A 14,542-nucleotide genomic window follows, 5' to 3' on the forward strand; every position below is an offset into this window, starting at 1 on the left:
ATTATATGACCGGTTCGGACATAATGTTGCGCTAAACCTGCGATTCGATACATCTTCAGACTTGGAATGTCAACAACGCTGACTTAAAATGGCCTCAACACAACAGGGGAGAGACCCATGGCAGAAGGGCGACCGGGGCAGGGATTTGGCGGCGAAAGCCTGCTGTTTCTGACGGATGAGCAGTTGCGGCAGGGCATTGAGGCGATGTTCTTTGCCTATCGCGGATTTACCGCAGACCCGGATCGTATTCTGGCTGAGATGGCCTATGGTCGGGCACATCACCGGGCGATCCATTTTATCAATCGTGCACCGGGCACGACGGTCAATAATCTGCTGAGCATTCTGGGGGTGACCAAACAGTCGCTAAACCGGGTGCTGCGGGCCCTGATCGGTGATGGGCTGGTGGAAAGCCGGGTCGGGGTCACCGACAAGCGCGAGCGGCATCTGTTTCTGACCGACAAGGGGCGTGCGCTGGAGGCCAAGCTTTCGGATGCGCAGCGCGCCCGGATGCGCACCGCCTACAAGGATGCCGGCCCGGAAGCGGTGCAGGGCTTCAAGCGCGTGCTGGAAGCGATGATGGACGCCGACATGCGGCGCGCCTATGCCAAGCTGCGGGAGAGTGGCACATGACCCGGTTCGATTCCCATCTGCTGATTGTCGATGATGATGAGCGCATTCGCGGGCTGCTGAAGAAGTTCCTGATGCGCGCCGGGTTTCTGGTCACCGCCGCCCGCGATGCCGCTCATGCGCGGCGGGTATTGTCGGGGCTGGATTTCGACCTGATCGTCCTGGATGTGATGATGCCGGGCGAGGACGGGGTTTCGCTCACCCGGTCGCTGCGCGAAACCCTGAGCACCCCGATCCTGCTGCTGACCGCCAAGGGCGAAACGGATGACCGGATCGAGGGTCTGGAAGCTGGCGCGGATGACTATCTGTCCAAACCGTTCGAGCCAAAAGAACTGTTGTTGCGGATCAATGCAATCCTGCGGCGGATGCCTGAGCCCACGGCCCAGGATGCCGCGCCCAAAGTGCTGCATCTGGGACCGATCCGCTATGATATCGAGCGCGGCGAGATGTGGCAGGGTGAGGAGTTGATCCGACTGACCGGCACCGAAAACCAGCTGATGAAGATCTTCTCCGCCTGTCCGGGCGAGCCGGTGAGCCGCACCAAACTGGTCGAGGATCTGGGCCGCGACCGTGGTCAGGCGCAGGAACGCGCCGTGGATGTGCAGATCACCCGGCTGCGGCGCAAGATCGAGCCCAACCCGAAGCAGCCGCAATATCTGCAGACGGTGCGCGGCGCAGGATATATGCTGGCACCGGATTAGGCCCAGAGTTCCGGAGCCGCTGCGCGGCGATTTCATGCCTCCGGCGGGGATATTTCCGGCCAGAAGAAAAGGACGCGCCATGGCGACCGCTTTGTTAACCCACGCAGATTGCCTGCTGCATGTGACGCCCGACGGCCATCCCGAGCGGGTGGCGAGGCTGGAGCATGTGCTGCATGCGCTGGCGGGGCTGGACCTGCACAGGGTCACCGCGCCGATGGCGGCGGAAGACGATATCCTGCGCATTCACCCAAAGAGCTATCTGGAGGAGCTGCGCCGCAGCCTGCCGCAGGAGGGATTTGGTCGCATTGATGGCGATACATTCCTGTCGCCCGGATCGTTGGATGCCGCCTTTCGCGCGGCGGGGGCAGCTGTACGCGCGGTCGATATGGTCCTGACGGGCGAGGTTCAGAACGCCTTTGCCGCGGTGCGCCCGCCCGGCCACCATGCCGAGACGGAGAACGCGATGGGGTTCTGCTTCTTTGGCAATGCCGCACTGGCGGCCAAACATGCGCTGGATCACCATGGGCTGGCGCGTGTGGCGGTGGTGGATTTCGACGTGCATCACGGCAATGGCACGCAGGATCTATTGTGGGATGAGTCGCGGGCGCTGTTCATCTCAAGCCAGCAGATGCCGCTCTGGCCGGGATCCGGTCGCCCCGAGGAAGACGGCGCGCACGGCCAGATCCTGAACCTGCCGCTGCCACCCGGATCAGGGGGCGTGCACATGAGGTCGGCCTATGTCGATCAGGTGTTTCCGCGGCTGCGGACCTTCAAGCCGGAGCTGATCGTCATCTCCGCCGGCTTTGACGCGCATCAGGATGATCCGCTGGCCGAACTCAATTGGAGCACCGAGGATTTCCGCTGGCTCAGCCGCGAACTCTGCACGCTGGCGGCGGAGATCTGCGCGGGGCGTATCGTCTCGACTTTGGAAGGTGGATATGATCTGAACGCGCTGGCCGCAGCGGCCAAAGCCCATGTGGAAGAATTGATAGAGGCAGGCAGATGACCGACACCACCAGTCCAGAAACACCCGTTGACGAGCTGAGTTTTGAGCAGGCGATGCGCGCGCTTGAAACCGTGGTGGATCAGCTGGAGCGCGGCGATGTGGCGCTGGATGCGTCCATTGCGCTTTATGAGCGCGGTGCCGCGCTGAAGAAGCGCTGCGAGGACGAGCTGAAGCGGGCCGAGGAAAAGGTGGCGGCAATCACGCTAGATGCCGCAGGCACGCCGACCGGGACCCAGCCGCTGGATGCCGGCTGAGTCATGAGCGCCGCCGCAGACACGCAGAGCCGGCCCTTTGCCCAGGCGCTGAAAGAAGCCCAGACCCGGATCACCACCCATATGGAGGCCCGGCTGGGCGGCAATGATCCGCTGCATGCGGCCATGCGCTATGCCATCACCGGCGGCAAGATGCTGCGCGGGTTTCTGGTTCTGGAAAGCGCGCGCCTGCATGGGGTTGCCGAACAGGCCGCGCTTGAAGCGGCGCTGGCGATCGAATGTATTCACGCCTATTCGCTGGTGCATGACGATCTGCCCTGCATGGATGACGATGATCTGCGCCGGGGCCAGCCCACCGTTCACAGGAAATGGGATGAGGCGATGGCGGTTCTGGCCGGGGACAGTTTACAGACATTTGCGTTTGAGCTGCTTGCCGATCCCAAGATCGGACCCCATGCGCTGACCCTGATCCGCGGGCTGGCGCAATCCTCCGGCAAGGATGGTATGGTCTCCGGTCAGATGCTGGATATCGCCGCTGAAACCGCTGCGCGGCCGCTGAATCTGGATCAGATCACCCAGTTGCAGAACCGCAAGACCGGCTGCCTGATTGCCTGGTCCGCCACCGCTGGCGCGGTCATGGCCGGGGCGGATGACAGCCCGCTGCGACGCTATGCCGATGCGCTTGGCCTTGCTTTTCAGATTGCCGATGACATTTTGGATGTGGAAGGCGATGCTGCCAAGGTCGGCAAGGCCGTGCGCAAGGATGCGGAAGCGGGCAAGGCCACGTTTGTGTCTCTTCTGGGGCTGGACGCGGCGAAGGATCGCGCCAGAACCCTGATGGAACAGGCCTGTGAGGCGCTGACCCCCTATGGTCATGCCGCCGAAACCTTGAAGGAAACCGCGCGCTTCGTTATCTCGCGCGATAGCTGAGCCGCAAGAGACCGCGCCTCGTCAGAGCCAAACGCCCGCCAAACGCTCAAGGAGCTGCCATGTCAGACCGGCCCCAGACCCCTCTTCTGGATCAGATCACCCGCCCGGCGGATCTGAAATCCTTGAGCGATGCACAGCTGACGCAGGTCGCACAGGAACTGCGGCAGGAAACCATTTCCGCCGTTTCCGTCACCGGTGGCCATCTGGGCGCAGGTCTGGGTGTTGTCGAGCTGACCACCGCGCTTCATGCGGTGTTTGACACGCCCCGCGACAAGATCATCTGGGACGTCTCGCACCAGTGCTATCCGCATAAAATCCTGACTGGTCGCCGCGACCGCATTCGCACATTGCGGATGAAGGACGGGCTGAGCGGTTTCACCAAACGTTCGGAATCACCCTTTGATCCCTTTGGCGCGGCCCATAGCTCCACCTCGATCAGCGCTGCGCTTGGTTTTGCCGTGGCACGGGATCTGGGCGGTATCATTCCCGAAGGCAGCGGCGATGCAATTGCCGTCATCGGCGATGGGTCGATGTCGGCCGGCATGGCGTTTGAGGCGATGAACAACGCAGGCCATCTGGGCAAGCGGCTGATTGTCATTCTGAACGACAATGAAATGTCGATTGCGCCGCCGGTTGGCGCGCTGTCGTCCTATCTGTCGCGCCTATATGCCGAAGAACCCTTTCAGGAACTGAAAGCGGTGGCAAAGGGGGCCGCATCCCTGCTGCCCGAACCGTTCCGCGAGGGCGCCAAGCGCGCCAAGGATATGCTGAAAGGCATGGCGGTGGGCGGCACCTTGTTTGAAAGCCTGGGCTTTTCTTACCTTGGGCCGATTGATGGTCACGATATGGACCAGCTGTTGCCGGTCCTGCGCACCGTGAAGGCGCGCGCCACCGGTCCGATCCTGATCCATGTGCTGACGAAGAAGGGCAAAGGTTATGCCCCGGCGGAACGCGCCCGCGACAAGGGCCACGCCACCGCAAAATTCGACATGGTGACCGGCGAACAGAAGAAAGCGCCCTCCAACGCGCCCTCCTATACCTCGGTCTTTGGCAAGGAGCTGGTGCGGCTGGCGGCTGAGGATGACAAGATCTGCGCGGTCACGGCGGCGATGCCCGATGGCACCGGATTGAGCCTGATGGCAGAACGCTACCCTTCGCGCTGCTTTGACGTCGGCATAGCCGAACAGCACGGCGTGACCTTTGCCGCCGCGCTGGCCGCCGGCGGGATGAAGCCCTTCTGTGCGATGTATTCCACGTTTTTGCAGCGCGGTTATGATCAGGTGGTGCATGACGTGGCGATCCAGCGCCTGCCCGTACGCTTTGCCATCGACCGCGCCGGTCTGGTCGGTGCGGACGGGGCGACCCATGCGGGCAGTTTCGACATTGCCTATATGGCCAACCTGCCGGGCATGGTGGTGATGGCCGCCGCTGATGAGGCCGAGCTGGCCCATATGACAGCCACCGCTGCCGCCTATGATGACGGCCCGATTGCCTTCCGCTACCCCCGCGGTGAGGGCGAAGGTGTTGATATGCCCGAGGTGCCGGAGGTGCTGGAGATCGGCAAAGGCCGGATGATCCAGGCGGGCAAACGCGTGGCGATCCTGTCCTTTGGCACCCGGCTGGGTGAGGTGAAAAAGGCCGCCGAGGCGCTTGCCGCCAGAGGCATCACCCCGACAATTGCGGATGCACGTTTTGCCAAGCCGCTGGACCGCGACATGATCCTGCAGCTGGCCGCTGATCACGAGGCGCTGATCACCATTGAAGAAGGCGCAGTGGGCGGTTTCGGCTCCCATGTGGCGCAGCTTCTGGCGGAGGAAGGCGTCTTTGACAGCGGATTGAAATTCCGCTCCATGGTGTTGCCCGACACCTTCATCGACCAGGCCAGCCCCGCGGATATGTACAATGTCGCCGCCATGAACGCGCCACAGATCGAAGCCAAGGTTCTGGACGTGTTGGGCGTGGCGACGATTGGAGAGAAGCGGGCCTAAACCCCCGTCGTTTCCTGCGGCGGGACGAAGGTCTCGAGGTCCTCGGCGGCGCGGACCGCGCGCAGGCCCTCTCGATAGGTTGGGTAAAGCAGCTCCACCCCCAGATCGTCCTTGATACGCTGGTTTCTGACGCGCTTGTTCTCGCCATAGAAACTGCGCGCCATCGGGGTCATACCGGCCTCATCGAAGGGGACTTCGGCAGGGATCGGCAGGCCCAGCAGCTCGGCGGCAAAGCCCAGCACATCCTGTGGCGGGGCCGGATCATCATCACAGAGGTTGTAGATCGCACCGGGATCAGGCTGTGCGATGGAAGCGGCGATAACCTGTGCGATATCGTCCACATGGATGCGCGAGAACACCTGACCGGGTTTCACGATACGGCGCGCCTTTCCGGCCATCAGCTTGGCAAAGGGGCCGCGTCCGGGGCCGTAGATCCCAGCGAGGCGAAAGATATGAAGCGGCAGATCGGGGATGGCCTGCCAGCCTGTCTCAGCCGCGGCACGCCAGCGGCCACGCTGGCTGGAAGGGGTTACAGGCGTCTTCTCATCCACCCAGGCACCGTCATGGTCGCCGTAGACAGCAGTGGTGGAGAGATACCCCACCCATTCCAGGGTATCGCCCTGCGCCGCCTCTGCCAGAGCACCGGCCAGTTCGTTCAGCACAGGATCGCCGTCAGTGGTCGGCCCGATGGACGACAGGATATGCGTCACCCCATCCAGCGAGAGGGGGGCACCGGGCCAGGTGATCAGTTCAACGCCTGCAAGAGGTTCCGCATCCTCGGCGGATCGGGTGGTGCCTATGACCCGCCAGCCGGCCCGAAGCAGCTGCGGGACCAATGCGCGGGCGGAATAGCCAAGACCAAGACAGAGAAGCGTTTTTGTCATGTGCCATAGATGCGCGCGAGCCTGTGCGGGTGCAAGACTTCATTCAAGCGTCAAAACCGCATTTCCTGTGGCCATGGCGCAAAAACAGATCACGCTGGCCGCCGCCTACGGGCTGGAGACGCCGCAGCACTCCCGGCAGCTCTATGCCGATTGGGCCGAGAGCTACGACAGCAGCTTTGCCGCAGGATCGGATTACATCCTGCCGGATCAGGTGGCCCGCCTGTTCGCTGCCGCCGACGGGCGCGGCCCTGTTCTGGATGTCGGCGCAGGAACCGGGCTCTGCGGCGTCGCGCTGGAGCGGCAGGGCATTGCTCCGATAGATGCGACCGATATCAGCCCTGAAATGCTGGCACAGGCACTGCGCAAGGATGTCTACCGCGATATCATCGAAGCGGATCTGACCACCGGCGTCCCGGTGCCACGCGGCACATATGCCGGTGTCGTCTCCTCTGGAACCTTCACCCACGGCCATGTCGGACCAGAGGTTCTGCCGGGTATCCTGCGCCTTGCCCGACCGAGGTCGGTGTTTGCGCTTGCCATCAATGCCCGGTTTTCCGCCCGCTGCGGCTTTGCTGCGGCTCTCGAACGTCTTAAGAAGGGCGGCTGGATCCGTGGGCTGACCCTGCCGGAGGTGGCCATCTACGGTCCCAAAGCCACCGGCCCCCACAGCACGGACAAGGCGCTGATTGCGGTGTTTACCAAGGTCTAGGAGCAGCCTGCATTGTGCAGCGCAGCGCCGAGGCTATGCAGGCTCCGATGCGACACAGCCATGCTGACCTTCGCTGTGGGCCGGGGCCCACACTTAATAGCGCCTACCGGGTCTAGGCTGCGCTGAGGTTAATCGCAGGACAACAGCGGGGTCATCTGCCGCATCGGCGCCTTATCTGCCCTTCCACACCGGATCGCGTTTCTCAGAAAAGGCGCGCGCGCCCTCCATCTGGTCCTCGCTGTCATAGAGAATATCAACGCTGCGCAGCTGGCGTTTGGTGATCCGGTTCATCGCATCCTGAAACTTCGCATTCTCGGCGTCGCGGACAATCTCCTTGATCGCGGCATAGACCAATGGCGGGCCGGAGGCGAGCAGCCGCGCCAGCTCCCAGGCCCGATCCATCAGCTGATCTGAAGTCAGGATTTCGTTCACCAGCCCCCAGCGGTGCGCCTCCTCGGCGTCAAACCAGCGTCCGGTCAGCAGGAGTTCCATGGCAATGTGATAGGGAATGCGCTTGGGCAGTTTGATTGATGCGGCATCGGCCACCGTGCCCGACCGGATCTCTGGCAGGGCAAATGTCGCGTGATCTGCGGCCAGAATCATATCCGCCGACAGCGCCAATTCCAGACCACCGCCACAGGCGATGCCATTCACCGCCGCAATCACCGGCTTGTTCATATCGCGCAGCTCCTGCAGGCCCCCAAAGCCGCCGACACCATAGTCGCCATCCACCGCATCTCCGTCGGCGGCGGCCTTCAGATCCCAGCCGGGGCAGAAGAATTTCTCGCCTCCCCCGGTCACAATTGCCACGCGCAGGTCGGGGTCATCGCGAAAATCCCGAAACACCTCGCCCATGGCCACGCTGGTTTTCAGATCAATGGCGTTGGCCTTTGGACGGTCCAGCGTGATCTCCAGAATGGCGCCATCGCGGCGGGTCCGAATGGGGGTGTCAGTCATCGGTGGTTTCCCTCTCTCGCAGCAGTGCATCCACTGCTATGGCATCGCTGGTCGTACAGATCAGCGGATTGATTTCAAGTTCTTCCAGCCTGTCCAGATGGGCAAGCACATAGCCTTCAACCGCGCGGATCGCGCGCAGAATTGCGACACGATCCGCCGCAGGGCCGCCGCGATACCCGCCAAGCAGCGGGGCAATGCGCAGCTGATCCAGCGCCTCTTCCAGCATGTCCTCATGCACCGGCAGCAACAGCGACAGGCTGTCCTGCAACACTTCGCTCAGCACCCCACCGGCACCCAGCGTCAGCACGAACCCATGGGCGGGATCCCTGATGACCCCCACCAACAGCTCGGCCACGGTCCCGGTGATCATCTCCTCCAGCAGCAATTGTTCCGCGCCAATCTCCTGCGCCGCCTCCATGACCGCCTCAGGCGAGTGGAGGTCCAACCGCACTGCCCCGGCCTCGCTCTTATGCGCGAAACCTTCGCCCTTCAGCACCAGCGGAAACCCCACCCCAGACACGATGTCATGCAGGCTCTCTGCCAGCGCATCACGGCTTAGCCTGTGGCTTCGGGGAACCCGCAGACCGGCCGCCGCAAGACGCTGTTTCGCGAGGCCTTCGGGGATCAAACTGGCGTCGCCATCCCCTGAGACCGGACCTGGAAGGGCCAGGGGAAAATCAGATGGCACCGCGATACGACTGGCCGCCGCCGCCGCGCCCATGGCCTCTCGCAGGCCGCAGAGCGGCACCACGTCCGCCGCCATAAGCCGCTGCGCGGTCTCTTCGGGCATCAGTTCCGGCAAACTGGCGACCATGGCCATTGGCGCACCGGTTTGCGCCCGCGTTGCTATTGCGGCCTCAACCGTGCAGGCCCAGTCTTCGGCCGAACACCGGTCTGCTCGTGGGAAATCCACGATGAGCATCACCATATCCAGATCAGGATGCACCATGGCGCTGAACGCCCGGGTCATCGCAGGCACGTCCCGCCAGATATAGGTATGGTAGTCCAGAGGATTGGCCAGCGCGACCATCGGGCCCAGGGCTGCGCGCAGCGCCTGATGCTGGCCGTCGGACAACGGCGGAAAGACCACAGACTGCGCCTGCCCGAGATCGGCAGCAAGGCTCGCTTCACCCCCGGAGCAGCTGATCGTCGCAACCCGGCATCCGGCGCGCGGGCCAAGCACATGCAGAACCTTCAGCGTTTCCAGAAATACCGGCAAATCATCCACCCGTGCCACACCACAGCGCCGCAACAGCGCATCGGCACCGGCCTCCTGACCGGCAAGCGACGCCGTATGGGACAGCGTCGCCGCCTGCGCCTGATCCGAGCGTCCGACCTTCAGCGCCACGATCGGTTTTCCACAGGCGGCCGCCTGATGCGCCAGCAATTCAAAGGCACGCAGGTCGCGGACACCTTCGATATGCAGGCCAATGGCGGTTACGCGCGGATCCTCCAGCAGGCCGCGCGCAATCTGTGCGATATCGCTTTGCGCCTGATTGCCAACGGTAACCACATAAGCAATCGGCAGCCCACGCGCCTGCATGGTCAGATTGATCGCGATATTGGAGCTCTGGGTGAGGATTGCCACGCCGCGCTCCACCGGCACGCCACCGTGCTGATCCGGCCATAGCAATACCTGATCCAGATAGTTGATGAACCCATAGCAGTTAGGGCCGAGGATGGGCATCTCTCCCGCCGCTTGCAAAAGATGGTTCTGCAGGTCGGCCCCATCACCGGCCTCCCTCTGGGCCTCGCGAAAACCGGAGGCAAAACAGACCGCCCCCCCAGCCCCTCGGCGAGAGAGCGCCGCCACCGCTTCGACGGTGGCGTGTCTGTTGACGCCGATAAAGCTGGCATCGGGCGCGGCGGGCAGATCATCCACCGATGCAAACGCCGTCAAGCCGCAGACCTCCGCAGCCTTCGGATGCACCGGCCAGATCTGACCGGAAAACCCGATCTTCTGCAATTGTTCGATCACCTGACGGCACCAGGCACCGCCACCGATCACCGCGATGGAAGAGGGCCGAAACAAAGTGCTGAAGTCACGTATCATTGCCATGGCTCCCGCCTGAACAGAGGGCCCGATGCCTTCGGCGAGGATATTTGGAGCCAGAAGATGGGTAGGGTTTCATTAACCAGAATCGACGAGCCTCGACAGGCGGTACAGGCGGGGACGCCGATGACCGCGCCAGGAGATGGCCCCCGGTTGCGGCAGCGCCCTTCCGGGGGCTTGATCCTTTCTGCATCTTCTGGCCTTAAATACCCTCGCCGAAGGCGAAATCTGACCCGCCCGCCCGACGCGTCCGGGTAGAGCCTGAGACCGGTCGCCGCCATGCTTTCAACCACCATGCGGACGCAACAGCTCCCGGCTGATAATGTGACGCTGGATTTCGCTGGTGCCTTCCCAGATGCGCTCCACCCGAGCATCCCGCCAGATGCGCTCCAGTGGCAGTTCATCCATCAGCCCCATACCGCCATGGATCTGGATCGCCTCATCCGCGACCATCGCCAGCATTTCTGTTGCCTTCAGCTTGGCCATCGACATGTCGGCCTCGGTCACACTGCCCTGGTCGAATTTCCAAGCGGCTTCCCAGGTCAGCAGGTTGGCGGCCTTCAGCTCTGTTGCCATATCCGCAAGTTTGAAGGAAATGCCCTGAAACTTGCCAATCTGCTGGCCGAACTGGCGACGCTCTGCGGCGTAGGACACCGCGTGATCAAAGGCGCGCTCAGCCCGGCCCAGACAGGTCGCAGCCACCTGAAGACGGGTGGCGCCAAGCCAGGTGTTGGCAAGATCAAAACCCTTGTCGACCTCGCCCAGCACTGCGGTTATTGGCAGGCGACAGTCGTCAAACTCCAGCACTGCATTGGTATAGCCCCGGTGGCTTACGTTGCGATAGCCGTCACGGACAGTGAACCCCGGCGTGCCCTTGTCGACGAAAAAGGCGGTGATCCGCTTTTTCGGGCCGCGCGCTGTGTCGTCTTCTCCCGTGGCCATGAAAACGATGGCAAAATCCGCGATATCCGCGTGGCTAATGAAATGCTTGGTCCCGTTCAGAACGAAGTCATCGCCGTCCGGGCGCGCTGTCGCGGTCATACCGCGCAGGTCAGAGCCAGCCCCCGGTTCGGTCATCGCAAGACAGTCCCATTTTTCACCGCGAATGCAGGGGTAGAGGTATCTCTCTTTCTGCTCCGGCGTGCCGGCCAGAAGGATATTCGAGGGGCGTGCGACGCAGGTCCAGTGCAGGGCGTAATTGGCGCGGCCCAGCTCCTTTTCATAGAGCAGCCAGGTCAGCGTATCGAGGCCGGCACCCCCCACCTCTTCGGGCATGTTGGCGGCGTATAGCCCGGCCTCTATCGCCTTGGCCTGAATGTCGCGGACCCGTTCCATTGGCAGATGGCCACTGCGTTCGACCTCCAGCTCGTGAGGATAGAGCTCCTTGGTGACAAAGGCGCGCGTGGTTTCCACGATCATCGCCTGCTCTTCAGACAGACCAAATTGCATGTCTTGCTCCCCCGTGATGGGATCCCTGTTGACGTTGACCTGAGCCTAGGACTGGATACGGTCAGTATCGTGCAGCATCGGACATTTTCGTGCCAAACTGGAAGAAACCACACGCTGCAACGCAGCAGATCGACCTATTGCTGTTTGATCAGTTCTCTGGCCATTGCCTTGCCAATACGGTGGAGCCGCTGCGGGCCGCCAATACGTTTGCAGGCCGACCGCTGTACTCCTGGCGGTTCGTGACGCTTGATGGCAATACCGCGATGTCATCGGCGGCGATGGAGGTCAGCGCGCAGGCGCCGCTGAGCAAAGCTGAGGGCGATATGCTGATCGCCATGCCGAGCTACCGCTATCTGCGCCATGCAACCGAAGCCACATCGCGCGGGTTGCGGGCGGCGCAGCGGCGCTATGGCGTATTGGCGGGATTCGATACCGGTGCCTGGCTGCTGGCTGAGGCCGGACTTCTGGATGGCTACCGCGCCACCATCCACAGCGCGGAGATCAACGCCTTTGCCGAGGCGTTTCCGACCGTTCAGGCCGAGATGCACCGGTTTCTGTGGGACCGGGACCGGCTGACATGCTCAGGCGCGATGGCAGCCTTTGACGGGATCCTCGACATGATCGCGCGACAGCACGGGCAGGCCCTGCGACTGGATGTTGCCGCCCTGTTCCTGAGCGGCGAGCCAGGGGAGACCGGGACATCCAGACCCGTGCGCAGCGCCTCTGTCGGGCGTGCAATTGCGGTGATGGAGGCCAATCTGGAAACCCCGCTCCCGCTGGGCGAAGTCGCGCGACGGGTTGGGCGGAGCCTGCGGGATCTGGCACGTCGCACGCAGGGTGAATTGGGCACAACGCCGCAGACGCTATATCGGCATCTGCGATTGAAACAGGCAAGACGGCTTGTGTTAGAGACGGATTTCAGCATCTCGGAGATCGCCCTGCGCTGCGGCTATGAGAACCCCAGCGCGTTGACCCGCGCCTTTCGCAGCGTCTTTGCCACAACGCCAAGAGACCTGCGCCGCACCCGGAGATAGCAGCCGCAACACAGGCTGGTGGTTCTCTTGATTTGCAAAAAGCAGCTATTGTTTGCGCTAGCGCGCAAGGGGTCTTGCGCTTGCGCGGGTTATCAGAACAATTGGGCCATGACAGATATCGCATTCCCAAGCTGGCCCGATGTAGCCCCCCAATTGATTGAAGTTGCGGCAGGTCGCCGCCCTGCGGACACGGTGATCCGCCAGGGGGTCTGGGTCAATGTTCACACCCGCGAACAACTGCCCGATCATGACATCGCCATCGTGGCCGGGCGCATCGCCTATGTCGGCCCCGATGCCAGCTATTGCACCGGCCCCGACACCGAGGTGATCGAGGCCAACGGGCGCTATATGATCCCCGGCCTCTGTGATGCGCATATGCATATCGAAAGCGGGATGCTGACCCCCGCAGAATTCGCCCGCGCGGTGATCCCACATGGCACCACCTCGATGTTCACCGACCCGCATGAAATCGCCAATGTCCTGGGTCTGGAGGGCGTGCGCCTGATGCATGACGAGGCGCTGATGCAGCCGGTCAATATCTTTACCCAGATGCCGAGCTGCGCGCCCTCGGCGCCTGGGCTGGAAACCACCGGATATGAGATTTCGCCCGAGGATGTGGCCGAGGCGATGAGCTGGCCGGGCATCATCGGGCTGGGCGAGATGATGAATTTTCCCGGTGTGGCAGCGGGCGATCCCAAGATGCTGGCAGAGATCGCCGCAACCCAGCGCGCGGGCAAGACCGTTGGCGGGCATTATGCCTCGCCTGATCTGGGGCCGGATTTCGCAGCCTATGTGGCTGGCGGTCCGGCGGATGACCACGAAGGCACCTGCGAGGCGGACGCGATTGCCCGGATGCGACAGGGGATGCGCGCGATGGTGCGGCTCGGCTCGGCCTGGTATGACGTTGAGGCGCAGATCACCGCGATCACCGAAAAGGGACTGGATCCGCGCAATTTCATTCTTTGCACCGACGATTGCCACTCCGGCACGCTGGTCAATGACGGCCATATGAACCGGGTGGTGCGCCACGCGATTGAATGCGGCTGTGACCCTTTGATCGCCTTGCAGATGGCCACGATCAACACCGCGACGCATTTCGGGCTGGAGCGTGACATCGGCTCTATCACCCCGGGTCGGCGCGCGGATGTGATCCTGACCTCCGATCTGAAGACCCTGCCGATCGAGCTGGTGATTGCCCGTGGCGAGATCGTAGCCAAGGATGGCGAGATCACCGTGGATTGCCCGCATCTGGACTGGCCCGAAACCGCGCGTGGCACGGTGCATCTGGGCCATCAGCTGGGCGCTGAGGATTTTGAGATCGCCGCGCCTGAGGGCGCAAATGTGATCACCGCCAATGTCATCGGTGTGGTTGAGAACCAGGCCCCGACCAAAGCGCTACAGGCCGAGCTGCCGGTGCAGGACGGGCTGGTCGAGGCCACATTGGCCGAGGCGGGCGACATCTGCCAGATTGCATTGGTGGAACGCCACCGGGCGACGGGTGGCGTCACCAACGCCTTTGTCTCCGGCTTTGGCTACAGCGGCAAGATGGCGATGGCCTCCACCGTGGCGCATGACAGCCACCATATGATCGTGGTCGGCACTGACCGCGCGCAGATGGCGCTGGCGGCCAATCGTCTGGCCGAGGTGGGCGGCGGCATCACCATCTTCCGCGAAGGACAGGAGCTGGCTCTGGTTGAGTTGCCCATCGCCGGGCTGATGTCCGACAGCCCCGCGACGGAGGTTGCCGCCAAGGCGCAGAAGATGGTCGAGGCGATGGAGACCTGCGGCTGCAAGCTCAACAACGCCTATATGCAGCATTCCCTGCTGGCGCTGGTGGTGATCCCCGAATTGCGAATTTCCGATCTGGGGCTGGTGGATGTGCGCAGCTTCGAGAAGATACCAGTCATCGCAAGCGCCGGGCCGTCCTGACCCCCGGCGCGTGTCGGCCGGCCCCCGTGTCCATTCCAGAGCCACCCCGTCATCCGATGGCAG

At 62.9% G+C, this 14,542-nt stretch carries 13 protein-coding genes; 9 read left to right on the top strand and 4 right to left on the bottom strand.

The genetic code is table 11. From position 1 onward, the window contains the following. Positions 1-117 precede the first annotated feature (117 nt). The 6 genes from VWY75_RS19350 to dxs all read left to right on the top strand — a co-directional run bounded on the left by VWY75_RS19350 (position 118) and on the right by dxs (position 5,464). Positions 118-630, top strand: coding sequence for a MarR family winged helix-turn-helix transcriptional regulator (locus tag VWY75_RS19350; RefSeq protein WP_260102749.1), 513 nt, complete (start codon positions 118-120; stop codon positions 628-630). After that, a complete protein-coding gene (locus tag VWY75_RS19355; RefSeq protein ID WP_260102750.1) occupies positions 627-1,328 on the top strand; it encodes a response regulator in 702 nt (233 codons plus the stop codon). The genes VWY75_RS19350 and VWY75_RS19355 overlap by 4 nt, the downstream gene beginning before the upstream one ends. A gap of 79 nt (positions 1,329-1,407) precedes the next feature. Continuing rightward, complete coding sequence (locus tag VWY75_RS19360; RefSeq protein WP_416537816.1) at positions 1,408-2,334, top strand: histone deacetylase family protein; 927 nt, start codon at positions 1,408-1,410, stop codon at positions 2,332-2,334. Beyond that, a complete protein-coding gene (locus VWY75_RS19365) occupies positions 2,331-2,588 on the top strand; it encodes an exodeoxyribonuclease VII small subunit (RefSeq protein WP_061050169.1) in 258 nt (85 codons plus the stop codon). Before VWY75_RS19360 ends, VWY75_RS19365 begins: the two co-directional genes overlap by 4 nt. A gap of 3 nt (positions 2,589-2,591) precedes the next feature. Continuing rightward, positions 2,592-3,476: a polyprenyl synthetase family protein gene (locus VWY75_RS19370; protein WP_416537815.1), complete on the top strand. Its 885-nt coding sequence runs from the start codon at positions 2,592-2,594 to the stop codon at positions 3,474-3,476. 59 nt (positions 3,477-3,535) lie between these two features. Next, positions 3,536-5,464 carry a 1-deoxy-D-xylulose-5-phosphate synthase gene (gene dxs / locus VWY75_RS19375; protein WP_416537814.1) on the top strand — a complete coding sequence of 643 codons (1,929 nt, stop codon included), beginning with the start codon at positions 3,536-3,538 and terminating at the stop codon, positions 5,462-5,464. Here dxs and VWY75_RS19380 read toward each other — a convergent pair. Next, a complete protein-coding gene (locus tag VWY75_RS19380) occupies positions 5,461-6,348 on the bottom strand; it encodes an SDR family oxidoreductase (protein ID WP_416537813.1) in 888 nt (295 codons plus the stop codon). The genes dxs and VWY75_RS19380 overlap by 4 nt on opposite strands. A 73-nt stretch (positions 6,349-6,421) precedes the next feature. Between VWY75_RS19380 and VWY75_RS19385 the strand changes: the two genes are divergently transcribed. Beyond that, on the top strand, positions 6,422-7,057 hold the full coding sequence (locus VWY75_RS19385; RefSeq protein ID WP_416537812.1) for a class I SAM-dependent DNA methyltransferase: 636 nt from the start codon (positions 6,422-6,424) through the stop codon (positions 7,055-7,057). 171 nt (positions 7,058-7,228) lie between these two features. Here the strand turns inward: VWY75_RS19385 and VWY75_RS19390 are convergent, their stop codons facing one another. From VWY75_RS19390 to VWY75_RS19400, 3 genes are all read right to left on the bottom strand, one after another. Further along, entirely contained in the window at positions 7,229-8,014 is a 786-nt protein-coding gene (locus VWY75_RS19390) for a carnitinyl-CoA dehydratase (protein WP_416537811.1), read from the bottom strand. Beyond that, complete coding sequence (locus VWY75_RS19395; protein ID WP_416537819.1) at positions 8,007-10,067, bottom strand: acetate--CoA ligase family protein; 2,061 nt, start codon at positions 10,065-10,067, stop codon at positions 8,007-8,009. Before VWY75_RS19395 ends, VWY75_RS19390 begins: the two co-directional genes overlap by 8 nt. Before the next feature lie 285 nt (positions 10,068-10,352). After that, on the bottom strand, positions 10,353-11,516 hold the full coding sequence (locus VWY75_RS19400; RefSeq protein WP_416537810.1) for an acyl-CoA dehydrogenase family protein: 1,164 nt from the start codon (positions 11,514-11,516) through the stop codon (positions 10,353-10,355). Between the two features lie 89 nt (positions 11,517-11,605). On the opposite strand from VWY75_RS19400, the gene VWY75_RS19405 reads away from it, so the two are divergent. Next, positions 11,606-12,550 (top strand): GlxA family transcriptional regulator, encoded by a 945-nt coding sequence (locus VWY75_RS19405; protein ID WP_416537809.1) that lies wholly within the window; start codon positions 11,606-11,608, stop codon positions 12,548-12,550. 108 nt (positions 12,551-12,658) lie between these two features. Beyond that, on the top strand, positions 12,659-14,479 hold the full coding sequence (ade, locus tag VWY75_RS19410) for an adenine deaminase (RefSeq protein ID WP_340547023.1): 1,821 nt from the start codon (positions 12,659-12,661) through the stop codon (positions 14,477-14,479). The last annotated feature ends 63 nt before the right edge of the window (positions 14,480-14,542 follow it).

This window comes from Phaeobacter sp. JH20_08 (genome assembly GCF_048056635.1).
Classification (GTDB): domain Bacteria; phylum Pseudomonadota; class Alphaproteobacteria; order Rhodobacterales; family Rhodobacteraceae; genus Phaeobacter; species Phaeobacter bryozoorum.